10 protein-coding genes are annotated in these 14,825 nt (G+C 64.5%); 2 read left to right on the top strand and 8 right to left on the bottom strand.

Annotated features, from left to right (window positions below; translation table 11 throughout):
• Positions 1-79 precede the first annotated feature (79 nt).
• Both LCI23_RS17440 and LCI23_RS17445 read left to right on the top strand, forming a co-directional pair.
• On the top strand, positions 80-2,170 hold the full coding sequence (locus LCI23_RS17440; protein ID WP_224947723.1) for a bifunctional diguanylate cyclase/phosphodiesterase: 2,091 nt from the start codon (positions 80-82) through the stop codon (positions 2,168-2,170).
• An 87-nt stretch (positions 2,171-2,257) separates the two neighbouring features.
• Positions 2,258-5,932, top strand: a complete 3,675-nt coding sequence (locus LCI23_RS17445) for a PAS domain-containing protein (RefSeq protein ID WP_224947724.1) — start codon at positions 2,258-2,260, stop codon at positions 5,930-5,932.
• 20 nt (positions 5,933-5,952) lie between these two features.
• Here the strand turns inward: LCI23_RS17445 and LCI23_RS17450 are convergent, their stop codons facing one another.
• The 8 genes from LCI23_RS17450 to hemF all read right to left on the bottom strand — a co-directional run bounded on the left by LCI23_RS17450 (position 5,953) and on the right by hemF (position 14,753).
• The gene (locus LCI23_RS17450; protein WP_224947725.1) at positions 5,953-8,427 is read right to left on the bottom strand and encodes a response regulator; all 2,475 of its coding nucleotides are present in this window, start codon (positions 8,425-8,427) and stop codon (positions 5,953-5,955) included.
• Positions 8,428-8,434: 7 nt separating this feature from the next.
• Complete coding sequence (locus tag LCI23_RS17455) at positions 8,435-9,598, bottom strand: acyl-CoA dehydrogenase family protein (RefSeq protein ID WP_224947726.1); 1,164 nt, start codon at positions 9,596-9,598, stop codon at positions 8,435-8,437.
• Positions 9,599-9,729: 131 nt separating this feature from the next.
• Positions 9,730-11,202 carry a ribonuclease G gene (rng, locus tag LCI23_RS17460; protein ID WP_224947727.1) on the bottom strand — a complete coding sequence of 491 codons (1,473 nt, stop codon included), beginning with the start codon at positions 11,200-11,202 and terminating at the stop codon, positions 9,730-9,732.
• A gap of 170 nt (positions 11,203-11,372) precedes the next feature.
• Positions 11,373-11,990, bottom strand: coding sequence for a nucleoside triphosphate pyrophosphatase (locus LCI23_RS17465; RefSeq protein ID WP_224947728.1), 618 nt, complete (start codon positions 11,988-11,990; stop codon positions 11,373-11,375).
• Between the two features lie 10 nt (positions 11,991-12,000).
• Positions 12,001-12,471, bottom strand: a complete 471-nt coding sequence (gene rlmH / locus LCI23_RS17470; protein ID WP_224947729.1) for a 23S rRNA (pseudouridine(1915)-N(3))-methyltransferase RlmH — start codon at positions 12,469-12,471, stop codon at positions 12,001-12,003.
• Positions 12,472-12,487: 16 nt separating this feature from the next.
• Positions 12,488-13,174: a ribosome silencing factor gene (gene rsfS, locus LCI23_RS17475; protein WP_224947730.1), complete on the bottom strand. Its 687-nt coding sequence runs from the start codon at positions 13,172-13,174 to the stop codon at positions 12,488-12,490.
• Positions 13,174-13,845 (bottom strand): nicotinate-nucleotide adenylyltransferase, encoded by a 672-nt coding sequence (locus LCI23_RS17480; RefSeq protein WP_224947731.1) that lies wholly within the window; start codon positions 13,843-13,845, stop codon positions 13,174-13,176. Before LCI23_RS17480 ends, rsfS begins: the two co-directional genes overlap by 1 nt.
• A complete protein-coding gene (gene hemF / locus LCI23_RS17485) occupies positions 13,842-14,753 on the bottom strand; it encodes an oxygen-dependent coproporphyrinogen oxidase (RefSeq protein ID WP_224947732.1) in 912 nt (303 codons plus the stop codon). Before hemF ends, LCI23_RS17480 begins: the two co-directional genes overlap by 4 nt.
• Positions 14,754-14,825 lie beyond the last annotated feature (72 nt).

Below are 14,825 nucleotides of genomic sequence, written 5' to 3' on the forward strand. Positions count from 1 at the left end.
GCCTGCGCCGCGCGTTCCGCTGGCTTGCTAGAGTGATCCCGTGACGTATTGACGACCCTATGATAGGCTGAAGCTTGCTATGGGATTTCATCTCGATAAAAATCTGATCGACAAGGTACCGGCGGGCATCGTCATCCACGACTCCCAGTCGGCGGTGATCGCCGCCAATGCCATGGCCCAGCGCCTGCTCGGCGAGGACCTGCCCGACATCCGGGGACGCCCGGCGGACCATCCCGGCTGGTCCTTCGTCGCGCCGGACGGCAGCGCGATCGACGTCGACGACCTGCCGGCCAGCCGGGTATTGCGCGAGAAGCTGCCGGTCACCGACGTGGTGGTGGGGGTGCGGCGTCCGGGAGCGCACATCATCTGGTTGATCTGCAACGCCTATCCGGTCTTCGACAGCGGCGGCCAGATCGCATCGGCGGTGGTCTGCTTCACCGATTGCAGCGAACTGGTGGCCACCCAGCAGGCGCTGGAGCATTCGCAGCAGCGCCTGCAGCTGGTCCTGCGCGCGCTGAACGAGGGTTACTGGGACTGGGACCTGGACCAGCAGACGCTGTTCTATTCCGAGCGCTGGTGGGACATGCTCGGTTATGCGCCCGGGACCCACCCGACCGACATCGAGGCCTGGCAGCGGCTGCTGCATCCGGAAGACCGCGAGCGCGTCAACCGCTTCCTGGCCGAGCTGCTGGCTGGAGCGGAGGTGAGCTATGCGATCGAATTCCGGCTCTGGCACCGCGATGGCCATGCGGTCCCGGTGCTCAGCCGCGGCTTCGTGCTGCGCGAGGCCACCGGACGCGCGGTGCGCATCTCCGGCGCCAACACCGACCTCACCGAGCGCAAGCAGCTGGAACGCCAGCTGCAGCTGAGCGCCGACCATGACTACCTCACCGGCCTGCCGAACCGGCGCTACCTGCTGCGCGAACTCGAGCGCCGGCGCATGCGCGCCGTGGCGGACGGCCAGGCCAGCGCGGTCCTGCTGATCGACCTCGACAACTTCAAGCTGCTCAACGACACCGAGGGACACCCCTTCGGCGACCGCCTGTTGCAGGAAGTTGGCCGGCGCCTGCTGGGAGCACTGGAGCGGGGCGATTTCGTCGGCAGGCTCGGTGGCGACGAATTCGTCGTGCTGCTCGACTGTGGGGCGCACACCGAGGTCTCATGCGCCGTGCTGGCGCAGCAGCGCGCCCGCGACCTGTGCCATCTGCTGGGCCGTCCGTTTCCGATCGGCGAGCGCCACTTCTCGATCACTCCCAGCATCGGCGCCGTGCTGGTCGAGCGCGGCGAGGGCAGTGCCGACCTGCTGCTGCAGCAGGCCGACATCGCCCTGTATGCGGCCAAGTCGGCCGGGCGCAACGCCATCCGCTTCTTCGATCCCGCCATGCAGCGCATGATCGACGAGCGCGCCCGGCTCCAGGACGAGCTGGCGCACGCGGTGGAGCGCGGCGAATTCGTCCTGTACTACCAGCCCCAGTTCGATGCCGAACAGAAGATCGTCGGCGCCGAAGCGCTGCTGCGCTGGCAGCATCCGCTACGCGGCCTCCTGGCGCCGGGCAGTTTCATCCCGCTGGCGGAAACCTCGGACCTGATCGTCAGGCTGGGCGACATCGTGCTGCGCCAGGCGAGCGAACGCCTCGCGGCCTGGTCCAGGGTGCCGGCGCTGGCCAGGCTCGGCATCGCGGTCAACGTCAGCGCGCGCCAGATGCACGACGAGGATTTCGTCGCGCGCTCACTGGGGATCATGCGCGTCGCAGGGGCCGATCCGTCCCGGCTGTCGATGGAACTGACCGAATCCCTGCTGGCCACCGACATCGAGGCCACCATCGAGAAGATGCACAGCCTGCGGCGGGAAGGGATACGCTTCTCGGTCGACGATTTCGGTACCGGGTTTTCCTCGCTCAGCTACATCCAGCGCTTCCCGCTGAGCAGCCTGAAGATCGACCAGTCGTTCGTGGCGACCTGCGTGGACAATCCGCGCTCGGCCGGCATCGTCGAGATCGTCATTGGCCTGGCGGACAGGCTGGGGCTCGGGCACATCGCGGAAGGGGTGGAGACGGCCGCGCAGCTGGAACAGCTGAAGGCGCTCGGCTGCCGCGCCTTCCAGGGCTACCTGCTCGGCGTACCGATGCCGGTGGAGGAATTCGAGGCCATGGCGCTGGCGCGCGGATGACCACCCCTGAATCGCGACGCCGCCGCTGAAGACGATGTCAGTGTCCGCTAGACAGCCGGGGCCGCGCACAGCAACGTGGCGATTTGATTGCAGAATTCAGGCGTCGGATGCAAAAACACGGCAAAATCGGGTTTTCATGTCATTGCCCAATTCATGCCGACGACTGTTTTCCCTTTTCCCTATACTGCCGAATTCATTGCCAAGGTCGCGTTAGAGGCTTGTGCGCATCCGCATGATGTAGAGGGCATCGCGCATCGTTATTGCGTTGTAGCGAGCGAAGTAGAAGCCTGGCGCAGGGAGCTGGAACGGAAGGCAAGCTCGCTCTACTCCCCGCCTGCGGCGAACGCGGCCGCTGATCTGCGTGTCACAGTGCTCGAACAGATGGAAGTCTGCATTGCCGTCCTGGAGGGGGAAACGCTGCGCTACCGCTATGCGAATGCATCGCACCGGAGTTTGACGGGCGACCGCGATATCGTCGGAATGCGGCTGCGCGAGGTGTTTCCCCAAGCGGCCGGCGATGGCATGGAGAGCGGCATATTGCGGGTGCTGCAGACCGGCGAATCGTGGGAGGTCAAGAATTTCCACGCGCAGGTAGCGGGTCTCGGCGAGACGGTGTGGGAGGGGCGGATCGAGCGCTTGCCATTGACTTCGGCGACGCTTCCCGCAGTCGTCATCTGGATCCGGGACGTCACGGCCTCCGCGCATGTCGAGTCGTCGCTGCGTACCGAACTCGCGCTGCTGCGGGCCATTGGCGACAACTCGGCGGACGTCATGTTTGCCAAGGACCGCGATGGGCGGATGCGCTACGCCAATCCGGCAGCACTTGCCCTGATCGGCAAGCCCTTTCATGAGGTGCAAGGGAAGACGGACATCGAACTCCTTGTTAACAAAGATGTGGCCCGACTGGTCATGGAAAACGACCGGCGCATCATGGACACCGGAAAGGCCGAGGAAGTCGAAGAAACCGTGCCCATGCCTGATGGGACACGGCGCATCTGGCTGTCGCAGAAACGCCCTTTCCGCGACCAGGACGGGAAAGTTACCGGTCTGCTCGGCGTATCCAGGGATATCACCGAGCGCAAGGACGCCGCGGACAAGATCCAGGCTGCGCACGATTCATTGCAGCGGGTGCTCGACAGCATCACGGACGGTCTTGCCATTCTGGACAAGGACTGGCGCTACACCTATTTCAGCGAAACGGGTGCCAGGATGCTCGGCGTGCGCAGCGAAGACCTCATCGGCCGCTGTCTATGGGATCTGTTTCCACATGCAGAACACCTGTTGTTCGGGCGGGAGTATCGGCGCGCAGTCGACATGGGTGTCGCGACCCATTTCGAGGAATACTACCCCGCGCCGCTGAACGTATGGCTCGAATGTCACTGTTATCCTTCATCGGAGGGCTTGTCCGTCTATTTTCGCGACGTGACGGACCGGCGCCATGCACAGGATGCCGCCGCCGAGAACGAGCGCCGCATCAAGGCGCTCCTCGAAGCCACGCCGGTCGGTCTTACGTATGCAAATGCCGGCGGGGAAATCCTGGTGATGAACAACGAGTGCAAGCGTATCTGGGGAAATCCTCCCGCGACCGAGAACGTGGACGCGTATGCGGCCTACTCGGGCTGGTGGGCGGACCAGTCCGAACGCCACGGCCGCCCTGTCACCGTGCACGAATGGCCGACAGCGAGGGCATTGCGTGGCGAGCGTGTCCACGACACCGTGATCGAGATCGAGCCGTTCGACATGCGCGGCACGCGCCGCACGGTCCTGCATCGATCCGTACCGGTCCAGAACGACGAAGGCGCTATGCTGGGAGCAGTCACCGCCATGATGGACCTGACTGATTTTGTCCAGGTCAAGCGGGCCGTTGTCGAGGGACATCACCGGATCCAGCAACTGGCGAACACCATCCCGCAGCTGGCCTGGATGGCGGACCAGGAAGGTCTGGTGCATTGGTATAACGAGCGCTGGCTCAACTATACCGGCCTGGACGAAAGTGAAATGACTGGCTGGAATTGGGCTTGCGTACATGATCCCGCCGTGCTTCCGCAGGTCGTCGAACGCTGGAAGCGCTCGCTCGCGACCGGCGAGGCCTTCGAAATGACCTTTCCCATCAAGGGCAAGGACGGGCGCTTCCGGCCTTTCTACGTGCTGGCCGAGCCCCTGAAGGACCTCGAAGGACATGTACAGCAATGGTTTGGTACCTGCACCGACGTCTCGGCACTGCAGCAGGTGCAGGAAGACCTCAAGAAGACGCAGGCGTGGCTGCAGGAAGGGCTGGACGCCGGCAGCATGGTGGCGTGGGAGTGCGACTGCCGTCGTGGTGAAGTACGCTACTCCGACAACGTTGCCATCGTATTGGGACATGGTCCCGGAACGTATGCGCGCGAGCTCGACACCATTGTCGACGCCGACCGTGCGGCCCATGTCACGGCAATCGAGCGCGCCGTCTCGGATGTCGGCACGGTCGACCAGGTCACCCGCAGGATTCGTCCGGACAATGGCGCGACGATATGGGTCCGGATGAAAGGCAGCGTATTCGCCGACCAGAGCGGCGATGCCGTTGGTATCCGGGGTATTCTGGTTGACATCACCGAGCAGGTTCTGCGCGAGCATTCCCTTGAAGAAGCGAACAACCGCAAGGACGAATTCCTGGCCATGCTGGCGCACGAGCTGCGCAATCCGCTGGCACCGATTGCCACTGCGGCCCAGTTGCTGACGATCAGCAATGCGGACGCGCAGCGCGTGCGCAGCAGCTCGGAAATCATCGCGCGCCAGGTAGGCCACATGACCCGACTCATCGATGATTTGCTGGATGTGTCCCGGGTCACCCGCGGTCTGGTGGAACTGGAAATGGCGCCCGTTCCCATCAAGGATGTTGTCAGCAATGCGATCGAGCAGGCGCGGCCGCTTATCGAAGTGCGCAAGCACCAGCTCTCGCTGCACGTCGATTCCCGGCCGGCGGTCGTGCTCGGCGACCGGGTGCGGCTGTGCCAGATCCTGGTCAACCTCCTGAACAATGCGGCCAAGTACACGCCTCAAGGCGGCAAGATCGGACTCGATATCGCAGTCGATGCGGGGCATGTGCACATCGTCATCGAAGACAATGGAATCGGCATCGACCGTGCGTTGCTGCCGCATGTCTTCGAGTTGTTCACGCAGGCAACCCGCACACCGGACCGTAGCCAGGGCGGACTCGGCCTCGGTTTATCGCTCGTTCACAGCCTGGTCGGCATGCATGGCGGCAGCGTTCGCGCCTTCAGTGCCGGGACAGGCAAGGGAAGCAGGTTTTCCGTCACCCTGCCCCTGGTGGTCACCAAGGACAACGCGGCAAACGATCGGTCCACGGCCAATTGGGCGTTTCCTTCGGACTATGCGAGCAGCTTGTCGATCCTGATCGTCGATGACAATTCGGATGCGGCCGACATGCTGGCCGGGGTGCTACGCGTTCAAGGTCATTCCGTGCGGGTGGAATACACCTCGCAGGCCGCCATGAAGGTAGCTGGCGAGGTTCCGAGCGATCTGTACATACTTGATATCGGCCTGCCCGATTTCGATGGCTATGAACTGGTGCGCCGACTGCGGAGCCGGGCTGAAAATGCGGGGGGAGTGTTCGTTGCGCTGACGGGCTACGGCCAGGCACACGACAAGGTGCTTTCGCTCAGCGCCGGCTTCGATCATCACCTGGTCAAGCCGGTCAATCTGGCGCATCTCGAGGCGATCATTCGTTCGCTTCCTGCTTCACGGCGTCGGCGGGCAGGGTAGCGCCTCCTGCATGCCTTTCGCTACGTCGGGCGTTCGCCGATCTCCAGCACGCGCTGGAGGTCTGCCAGATCGTAGGGCTTGGGCAGGGAGGCCGTCTCGAAGTCGAGCTCGTCGATGGCGCCATATCCAGAAGCGAAAATCACTTTCAGGGCCGGCTGGCTGTGCCTGGCCTGGATTGCCAGGTCGATGCCGGACATCCCCGGCAAACCGACATCCGTCAGCAACACGTGGAAGGTCTCGGTCGCCAGCAAGCGGATGGCTTGTTCTCCGCTGGAAGCGCCATGCACATCCTGTCCGAGCATCCTGAGCAATTCGCAGAGCATGTCGAGCGCATCGGGATTGTCCTCGACCACCAGGATGCGGCGCGCCGGGGCGGCATGCGCTTCCACGGACAGGACAGGCTTGCCTTCCAGGACGCGCTGGAGTGTGGCGGCCTGCCGCTTGTTCGCCAGCAGGTGCCCGATCTTGCGTGCAAGGTCGTCGCGGCGGTAGGGTTTGCTGATCAGCTCGACTCCGGGGTCGAGCCGCCCGCCGTGGACAATCGCATTTTGCGTATACCCTGACGTGAATAATATCTCGATGCCAGGCTGAATCAGTTTCGCCTGGCGCGCCAGCTCGGTGCTTTTTACCTTGCCGGGCATGACCACGTCGGTGAACAGCAGGTCGATGTGCAGTCCGCTGTTCAGGATCGTCAGGGCGCTTTCGCCATCGCTGGCTTTCAGCGTCTTGTATCCAAGCCCGTTCAGCATCTCGACCACGGTGCCCTGCAGCGTCAGATCGTCTTCGACGACCAGAACCGTTTCGCTTCCGCCGCTGACCGGAGCGCGCCGCACATCGTCGATGAGCGCCTCATTCGCGTGGACCCGGGGCAGGTAGATCTTGAAGGTCGTGCCATGGCCGACTTCGCTGTAGATACGGATATGCCCGCCACTCTGCTTGACAAAACCGTACACCATGCTCAGGCCAAGCCCGGTACCTTCGCCTTCGGGTTTGGTCGTGAAGAAGGGCTCGAATACCCGTTCCATCGTTTCGGAGGTCATTCCGGAACCGGTGTCGGAAATCGCCAGCAGCACATATTGCCCGGCCGGCACATCGGCCAGTGCATCGACATACGCATCGTCGAGCATCGCGTTCCCGAGTTCGATCGTCAGGCGTCCCTCGGATTGCATGGCATCGCGCGCATTGATGGCCATGTTCAGGATGACATTCTCGAGCTGGTTGCGGTCGACCATGGTGATCCACAAGCCACCACCCACGATGGTCTCGACATCGATCGATTCGCCCAGCGCCCGCCTGAGCAGGTCGTCCATGTCGCGCACGATCCGTCCCAGATTGGTGGGCACGGGCTGCAATGGCTGGCGCCGGGCGAAGGACAGGAGTTGCGAAGACAGTTTTGCTCCCCGGTCAACGGAGGCGATGGCCTTCTGCAGCCTGGACAAGGTAAGAGGATTATCGCGCGACTCTGCTTGCAGCATTTCGAGATTACTCGCTATTACTTGCAAGATGTTATTAAAATCGTGCGCCACGCCGCCGGTCAGCTTGCCGATCGCTTCCAGTTTCTGGGACTGGCGCAACGCCACCTCGGTTGCGCGCAGTGCCTCGGTACGCTCGGTGACGAGTTGTTCCAGGTCGGCCTGGTGAGCGATGAGGCGGTTCTGCGCAATGCGTCGGGTGGTAATATCTCTGACGACAAGTGTAGTTCCAAGGAAACTGCCGGTTTCGTCAGCAACGCGCGAGAACACGATCTCGATGGGCAGCGTGCGCCCGCCGATGTCGCAGTCGAATTCGGCGCTCTGGAAGCGCGCGCCGCCTGCCACCTGGTCCAGGTACTGTGCGAACCCGGGTGTCCAGCATGGAAGCGCCGAGGCATGCAGCCCCGGCATGGCCGCCCCTTCCATGGCGAACAGCGCTGCGGCGCTGGCGTTGGAATACAGAATGGTGGACCGGTGGTCGAGCGCCACGATGGCGTCGCTGCTCTGGGACAGGAAGCTCTCGAGGTAGTGCTCGGACATCAAGAGACGCCGGTATGCGAGGCCATCGGCAGGCCGGGGCGCCTGGAGCAGGGAATTCGCCTTGTCCAGCGTCGTGCGCAGCTTCAGGCGCCGCCGCGTGCCGTGCACGGCCTCGCGGATCAGCCGTTCCAGCGCCGGATCGCCAACGGCGCCGATCGACCAGTACGCGCCGATCATGGGCGTGCGCTGCAGTTCGAGGCGCAGCGAAGAAATCTGCGCGTCCCTGCACACGAACATCAGGTGGGCGCTGGCGCATGCGGCACGCAGCATGCGCGCCAGTACGCCCACGTGGCCCGTGGCGGCGTCGATCAGGACGAGCTCCGGCGCTTCGCCCGCTTGCGCCTTCCCGCGCACGATATCGACGGCGTCGGCTGGCGTCGCCGGCTCGACGGGGAAGCCGGCCGAGCGGAGGCGATCGCCGAGCGCGAGGAGGTAGGTAGCGCACGCCTCGCCGCCGCTCACCAGCAGGATGGGGCGGTTCACAATGCGTTCACAGGAGAGGAAGGCCGAGCAGGGAACGCCCGGTCCAGACCTTGAGGAGGTCCGTGGTCGGCGACATGACGTGGCTGGCGCGCGCATCGCGCAGCATCTGGCTCACACGGCTGTTTTCGCCGTACGCCATGCCGCCACAGATCGTCATCGCATCGTTTGCCAGCTTCACGGCGGTGTCCCCCGCATCGGCCTTGCAAGCCAGAATGAACGGTAGTGCCTCGGGGTCGCCCATGTCGCCGCGGCGCGCGGCCTCGCGTACCAGGCTGCGGGTCTTCTCGACACTGGTCCACATTTCCGCATAGCGTGTCTGAAGGGTCTCGACGTCGCGTAGCGCTTCGCCGGAGTGGCTGAATTTTCGTGAACGCAGGTGTTCGCCGGCCGCATCGAGCGCAGCCTGCGCGATCCCCAGATAGGTGCCGGCCATGGCCATCAGGAAGAATGGCGCGACGACCTCGAACACATACCATACCTGGTCGCCTTCTTCTCCGAGCAGCTGGGTGCGGGGTACGGCTGCATCCTGCAGCCGCAAGCCACGCGACGAGTTGCCGTGCATGCCGAAGCCTCGCCATGGCTGGAGCCATTCCATGCCACGCGTGTCCTTGTCCACCACAACGCAACTGAAGTCGCCTGTCTGCGCCATGCCATCGTCGGCTACCGCGGAAACCACGTACGAATCGGCGAAGCCGCCATTCGTGATGAAGTGCTTGGTTCCATTGATCCGGTAGTGGTCGCCATCCAGGGTCACGGTGGTTTCCGGCAGGTAAAAATGGGAACCCGACCCACTTTCCGACAGAGCCAGCGTGGTGATGTGTTCGCCTCGGGCAATGGCGCGCAGGTACTTTTCCTGCTGGTCGACCGTGGCCTTTGCCGCAATCACGGCGCTGCCGACGCAATGCATGCCGAAGCAAAGCGCGGAGGAGGGACAGGCATTGCCGATCGTCTCGGCAATGACGCTCAGTGCAAGCAAGCCCTGCCCATGGCCACCAAGATGCTCCGGTACCTGCAAACCCATCAAGCCAGCCTTGGCCAGGGCCTGCATCGAGTGCGCAGGCCAGATGTATTCACGGTCGACCCGGTCGGCATTCGGCATGATCACGCGCGCAGTCAGTTCCTCGACTGTGCTCCTCAGCGAAACTAACTTGGGGGAAAGGAAATGATCCATAGTCGAAGAGGCGCTGCGTAGTCAGCCTGGCAGGGGCGAAACAAAGGATGAATAAGGGCAAACATGCCCATTATAACTATCGATATGGATTGGCCGCGCACTTGTCGGCCTGGCCGAGCTTACCGGGCACCTTACATCAGGATCACATCGTACTGTTCCTGGTGATAGCCCTTTTCGACCTGCAGCGAAATGCGCTTGCCGATGAAGTCGCCCAGCATGGCCAGGTGCTGCGATTCCTCCTCCAGGAACAGGTCGATCACCTCCTGCGAGGCGACGATGCGGAACTCGCGCGGGTTGAACTGCTTGGCTTCACGCAGCAGTTCGCGCAGGATCTCGTAGCAGATCGTGCGCGAGGTTTTCACCTGACCCTTGCCGGAGCAGGCGGGGCAGGGCTCGCACAGGATGTGGGCCAGCGATTCGCGCGTGCGCTTGCGGGTCATCTCGACCAGGCCGAGCGCCGAGAAGCCGCTCACCGAGACCTTGGTGCGGTCGCGCGCCAGGGTCTTTTTCAGTTCCGCGAGCACGGCGTTGCGGTGCTCGTTGTTCTCCATGTCGATGAAGTCGAGGATGATGATGCCGCCCAGGTTGCGCAGGCGCAGCTGGCGCGCGATGGCATGCGCCGCTTCCAGGTTGGTCTTGAAGATGGTATCGGCGAAGTTGCGCCCGCCGACATAGCCGCCGGTGTTGACGTCGATGGTGGTCATCGCCTCGGTCTGGTCGACGATCAGGTAGCCGCCGCTTTTCAGGTCCACGCGCCGGCCCAGCGCGCGCAGGATCTCTTCCTCGACGCCGTACAGGTCGAACAGCGGACGCTCGCCGGTGTAGTGGGTCAGGCGCGCCAGCACGCTCGGGGTATAGACCTGCGCGAACTCGACCAGCATGTTGTAGTTCTCGCGCGAGTCGACCTGGATGGTGGCGGTCTCCTCGTGCACGAAGTCGCGCAGCACGCGCTGGGCCAGGTTCAGGTCCTGGTAGAGCAGGGTGGTGGGCGGCCTGGTGCGCGCGCCCTGGACGATGGTGCTCCAGGTCTTGCGGAGGTAGTCGACGTCGGCGGCGAGGTCGGAATCAAGGGCTTCCTCGGCCTGGGTGCGCACGATGTAGCCGCCTTTTTCTTCCTTCGGCAGCAGGTTCTGCAGGCGCGCGCGCAGGTGCTCGCGGTCGGCCTCCTTTTCGATTTTTTGCGAAATGCCGATGTGCTGGTCCTGCGGCAGGTAGACCAGCATGCGGCCGGCGATCGAGATCTGGGTCGACAGGCGCGCACCCTTGGTGCCGATCGGGTCCTTGATGACCTGCACGGTCAGTACCTGGCCGTCGAACAGCAGCTTTTCGATGGGCGTGGGCGCCGCCAGCGCGCCGTTGGCGCCCTCGTGGTTGCGCGCTTCCCAGATGTCGGCCACGTGCAGGAACGCGGCGCGCTCCAGGCCGATGTCGATGAAGGCCGACTGCATGCCCGGCAGCACGCGCACGACCTTGCCGAGATAGATGTTCCCTGCCAACCCGCGCGTGAGGGTGCGCTCGATGTGCAGCTCCTGCACAGCGCCCTGCAGGATCAGCGCCACGCGCGTTTCCTGCGGGGTGATGTTGATGAGGATGTCTTCGTTCATGGCCGGCCGTGCAGTATTGTTCAGAGCGACATGATACACGGTGCTTGCACGGCGGGGCTGACGCAGGGCGGGCGAGTTCCTCGCCCACGCGGTGATTGCTATCCGCTCCGCGTTCTTGCCGGATGATCTTGCTGCAAACGATCACCGCGTGGGCGGGATACCCGCCCACCCTACACGGGATAACCGGCCTTGCGCAGGAGCCGGGCCGTCTCGAACAGCGGCAGGCCCATGATTCCCGAATGGCTGCCTTCGATGTGCTCGACGAACAGCGCGGCCAGTCCCTGGATGCCGTAGCCGCCCGCCTTGTCATAGGGCTCGGTGGTGGCGCAATAGGCCTGGATCTGGGCCGGGGTCAAGGTCGCGAAGCGCACGTCCGACACCTGGGTAACCTGCTCGGCCACCCGCTCGGCGTGGATCGCCACCGAGGTCAGCACCTGGTGGGTGCGGCCGGACAGGCGCCCGAGCATGGCGAGCGCCTCCTCGCGGTTGGCCGGCTTGCCGAGGATCTCGCCGTCGATGGTGACGGTGGTGTCGGCGGTGAGCACCGGGCGCAGCGGCTGGCGCCGCATCTGCAGCACCTTCCACGCGAACGCGCCCTTTTCGCGCGCCACCCGCGCCACGTAGGCCTGCGGGTCTTCGCCCGGCAGCACCTCTTCGCTGACGTCGATCCCGCGTGCCGGGTCGCTGCGCAGCATCAGCAGCTCGAATTCCACGCCCACCTGGCGCAGCAGTTCGCGCCTGCGCGGGCTCTTCGAGGCGAGGTAGATCTTCTTGTCGGTGTATTTCATGGGGCAGGCGTCAGACGCGGTGATACGGATGGTTCTGGGTGATCGACCAGGCACGGTACAGCTGTTCCGCCAGCATCACGCGCACGATGCCGTGCGGCAGGGTCATGCTGGAGATGCGGATCAGGCCTTCGGCGCGCGCCTTGAGTTCAGGGTCGAGCCCGTCGGCGCCGCCGATCAGGAAGGCGGTGTCGCGCCCGTCCTGCTGCCATTGTTCCAGCATGCGCGACAATCCGACGCTGGTCAGGTCCTTGCCGCGCTCGTCGAGCGCGATGATGCGCACGCCTTTCGGCAGCACGGCTTCGATGCGCTCGCGCTCGAGCGCCATCGCGGTGGCGGCGGTCTTGCTGCCGGAGCGCTCGACCGGCTTGATTTCCTTGAGCACGATGCGCAGCTCGGGCGGCATGCGCTTCGTGTACTCGCCGAACCCGGATTCGATCCAGGCCGGCATCTTGTGCCCGACAGCGGCAATGATCAGCTGCATAAATCAGGGACGACGCTTACTCGGCGGCCTTCTTCACGCGGCGGATGACTTTTTTCACCGGCTCGGCATCGGCCGCTGCCGCCTTCGGCGTGCGCTTCGGCGGCTTGGCCTTGGTCGCTTCGACGGCGGCGATCTCGGTCTTGCTCGGGCCAACCTTCACGGTCTTGCCGGTCGGGACCTTCTTGGCGGCCGGCTTCTTGGCGGCGGCGGTGCCGGTGGCGGTCTTGGCGGTGGTCTTGCGCGCGGCCGGCTTGCGTTCCTTGACCGGCTGGGCTTCCGGCTCGTCCTTGTTGGCGGCCAGGTGCTTCGACTTGACCTTCGATTCGGCCGCCTCCGCCGCTTCCGGCGTCGACTTGCGCTTGGCCGCGCCCAGCTTCACCGGCTTCTCGCCCCAGATCTCTTCCAGGCGGTAGTACTGGCGGATGGCCGGCTGCATGATGTGCACGATCATGTCGCCCAGGTCGACCAGCACCCATTCGCCGGTGTCCTCGCCTTCCATGCCGACCACGTCGCCGCCGGCGGCCTTGACCTTGTCGCGCACCGACGCGGCCAGCGCCTTGGTCTGGCGGTTCGAGGTGCCCGAGACGACGGCGATGCGGTCGAACAGGCTGGTCAGGTGCGTCGTGTCGAACAGGACGATTTCCTGGCCCTTGACGTCTTCGAGGGCGTCCACGACGAGGGTCTGCAGTTTCTTGATATCCATTAGTTTTTGTATAAGTTGTGTTGTTGAATATAGTCTAGCACTTGCTGCGGAACGAGCGCGCGTAGGTCAAGCCCGGTGTTGGCGGCGCTGCCGGCGCCCGCATGCAAGGCGTTTCTAATTTGAGTGGCGGAAATATCCACCGCCAGTGTATGCGCCAGGCATACTTTGCCAAACGGCGTGGCACGCACCTGCGCGGGCGTCGCCAGCCGTCCCGCGAGTGCCTGCGCCACGGCCGGCGGCAGTCCGTCCTGGGACAGCGTGTAACCCGGGCGCGCCGCCACGCCCAGGTTGGCAAGCGCGAACAGGTCCTGCCAGTCGCGCCAGCTGTCGAGCTTCATCAGCTGGTCGGCGCCCATCAGGAACACGATCGAGGCGGCCTCGCCCAGCTCGGCGCGCAGGCCGCGCAGGGTCTCGACCGTATAGGTCGGGCTGGCCCGTTCGATTTCGCGCGGGTCGATCGCCACCGGGTAGGGCTGCCCGGCGAAGGCCAGTTCCAGCATCGCGATGCGCTGCGCATCGCTGGCCTGCAGGGCGCTCTTCTGCCACGGCCGGGCCGGCAGGATACGCAGCTGGTCGGGCTGGAGCAGGTCGGCAAACAGGGCGGCCAGCGCGACGTGGCCGTGGTGCACCGGGTCGAAGCTGCCACCCAGCAGGGCAACGCAGGCCGTCACGGGGCGAGCCAGTCCCGGTGCGGGAGGAAATCGGTGTACAGCGCCGCTTCAGGCGAACCCGGTTCCGGGTGCCAGTCGTAGCGCCATGTCACGATCGGCGGCATCGACATCAGGATCGCCTCGGTGCGTCCGCCCGACTGCAGGCCGAACAGGGTGCCGCGGTCCCACACCAGGTTGAATTCGACGTAGCGTCCGCGCCGGTAGGCCTGGAAGCCGCGTTCACGCTCGCCGTAGGGCGTGTCCATGCGCGCCTTCACGATCGGCAGGTAGGCGTCGAGGAAGCCGTCGCCCACCTCGCGCACCATGGCGAAGGCGGCGTCGAAGCCGGTCTCGTTGAAGTCGTCGAAGAAGATGCCGCCCACGCCGCGCGCTTCCTTGCGGTGCTTCAGGTAGAAGTAGTCGTCGCACCACTTCTTGAAGCGCGGGTGCAGGTCGTCTCCATACGGCGCCAGCGCGTCGTGGCAGACCTGGTGGAAGTGGCGAGCATCAATCATGTTGCCGTAGTAGGGCGTCAGGTCCATGCCGCCGCCGAACCACCATACCGGATCTTTTCCTTCGGCCGTCGCTTCGAAGAAGCGCACGTTCATGTGCACCGTCGGCACATGGGGATTACGTGGATGCAGCACCAGCGACACGCCCATCGCCTCCCACGCGCGGCCCGCCAGTTCCGGACGCGCGGCCATGGCCGAAGGCGGCAGGCTTGAACCTGTCACGTGCGAGAAGTTCACGCCGCCGCGCTCGAACACATTGCCTTCCTCGATCAGGCGCGACAAGCCGCCGCCGCCTTCCGGACGCTCCCAGCTGTCGGCCAGGAAGGGCTTGCCGTCGATGTCTTCCAGGGCCGCGACGATGCGCGACTGCAGGGCGAGCAGCCAGGTCTTGATGGCGGATGGGTCGGGGCTGGACATGTAGGCTGGACGTACTGGGCGGGATGGCTGAAAGTGGGCAGATTGTACACCTGCCCAGGTGGCGGTCTGGTA

It is taken from the genome of Massilia sp. MS-15, assembly GCF_020176695.1.
Classification (GTDB): Bacteria; Pseudomonadota; Gammaproteobacteria; order Burkholderiales; family Burkholderiaceae_D; genus Telluria; species Telluria hydrophila.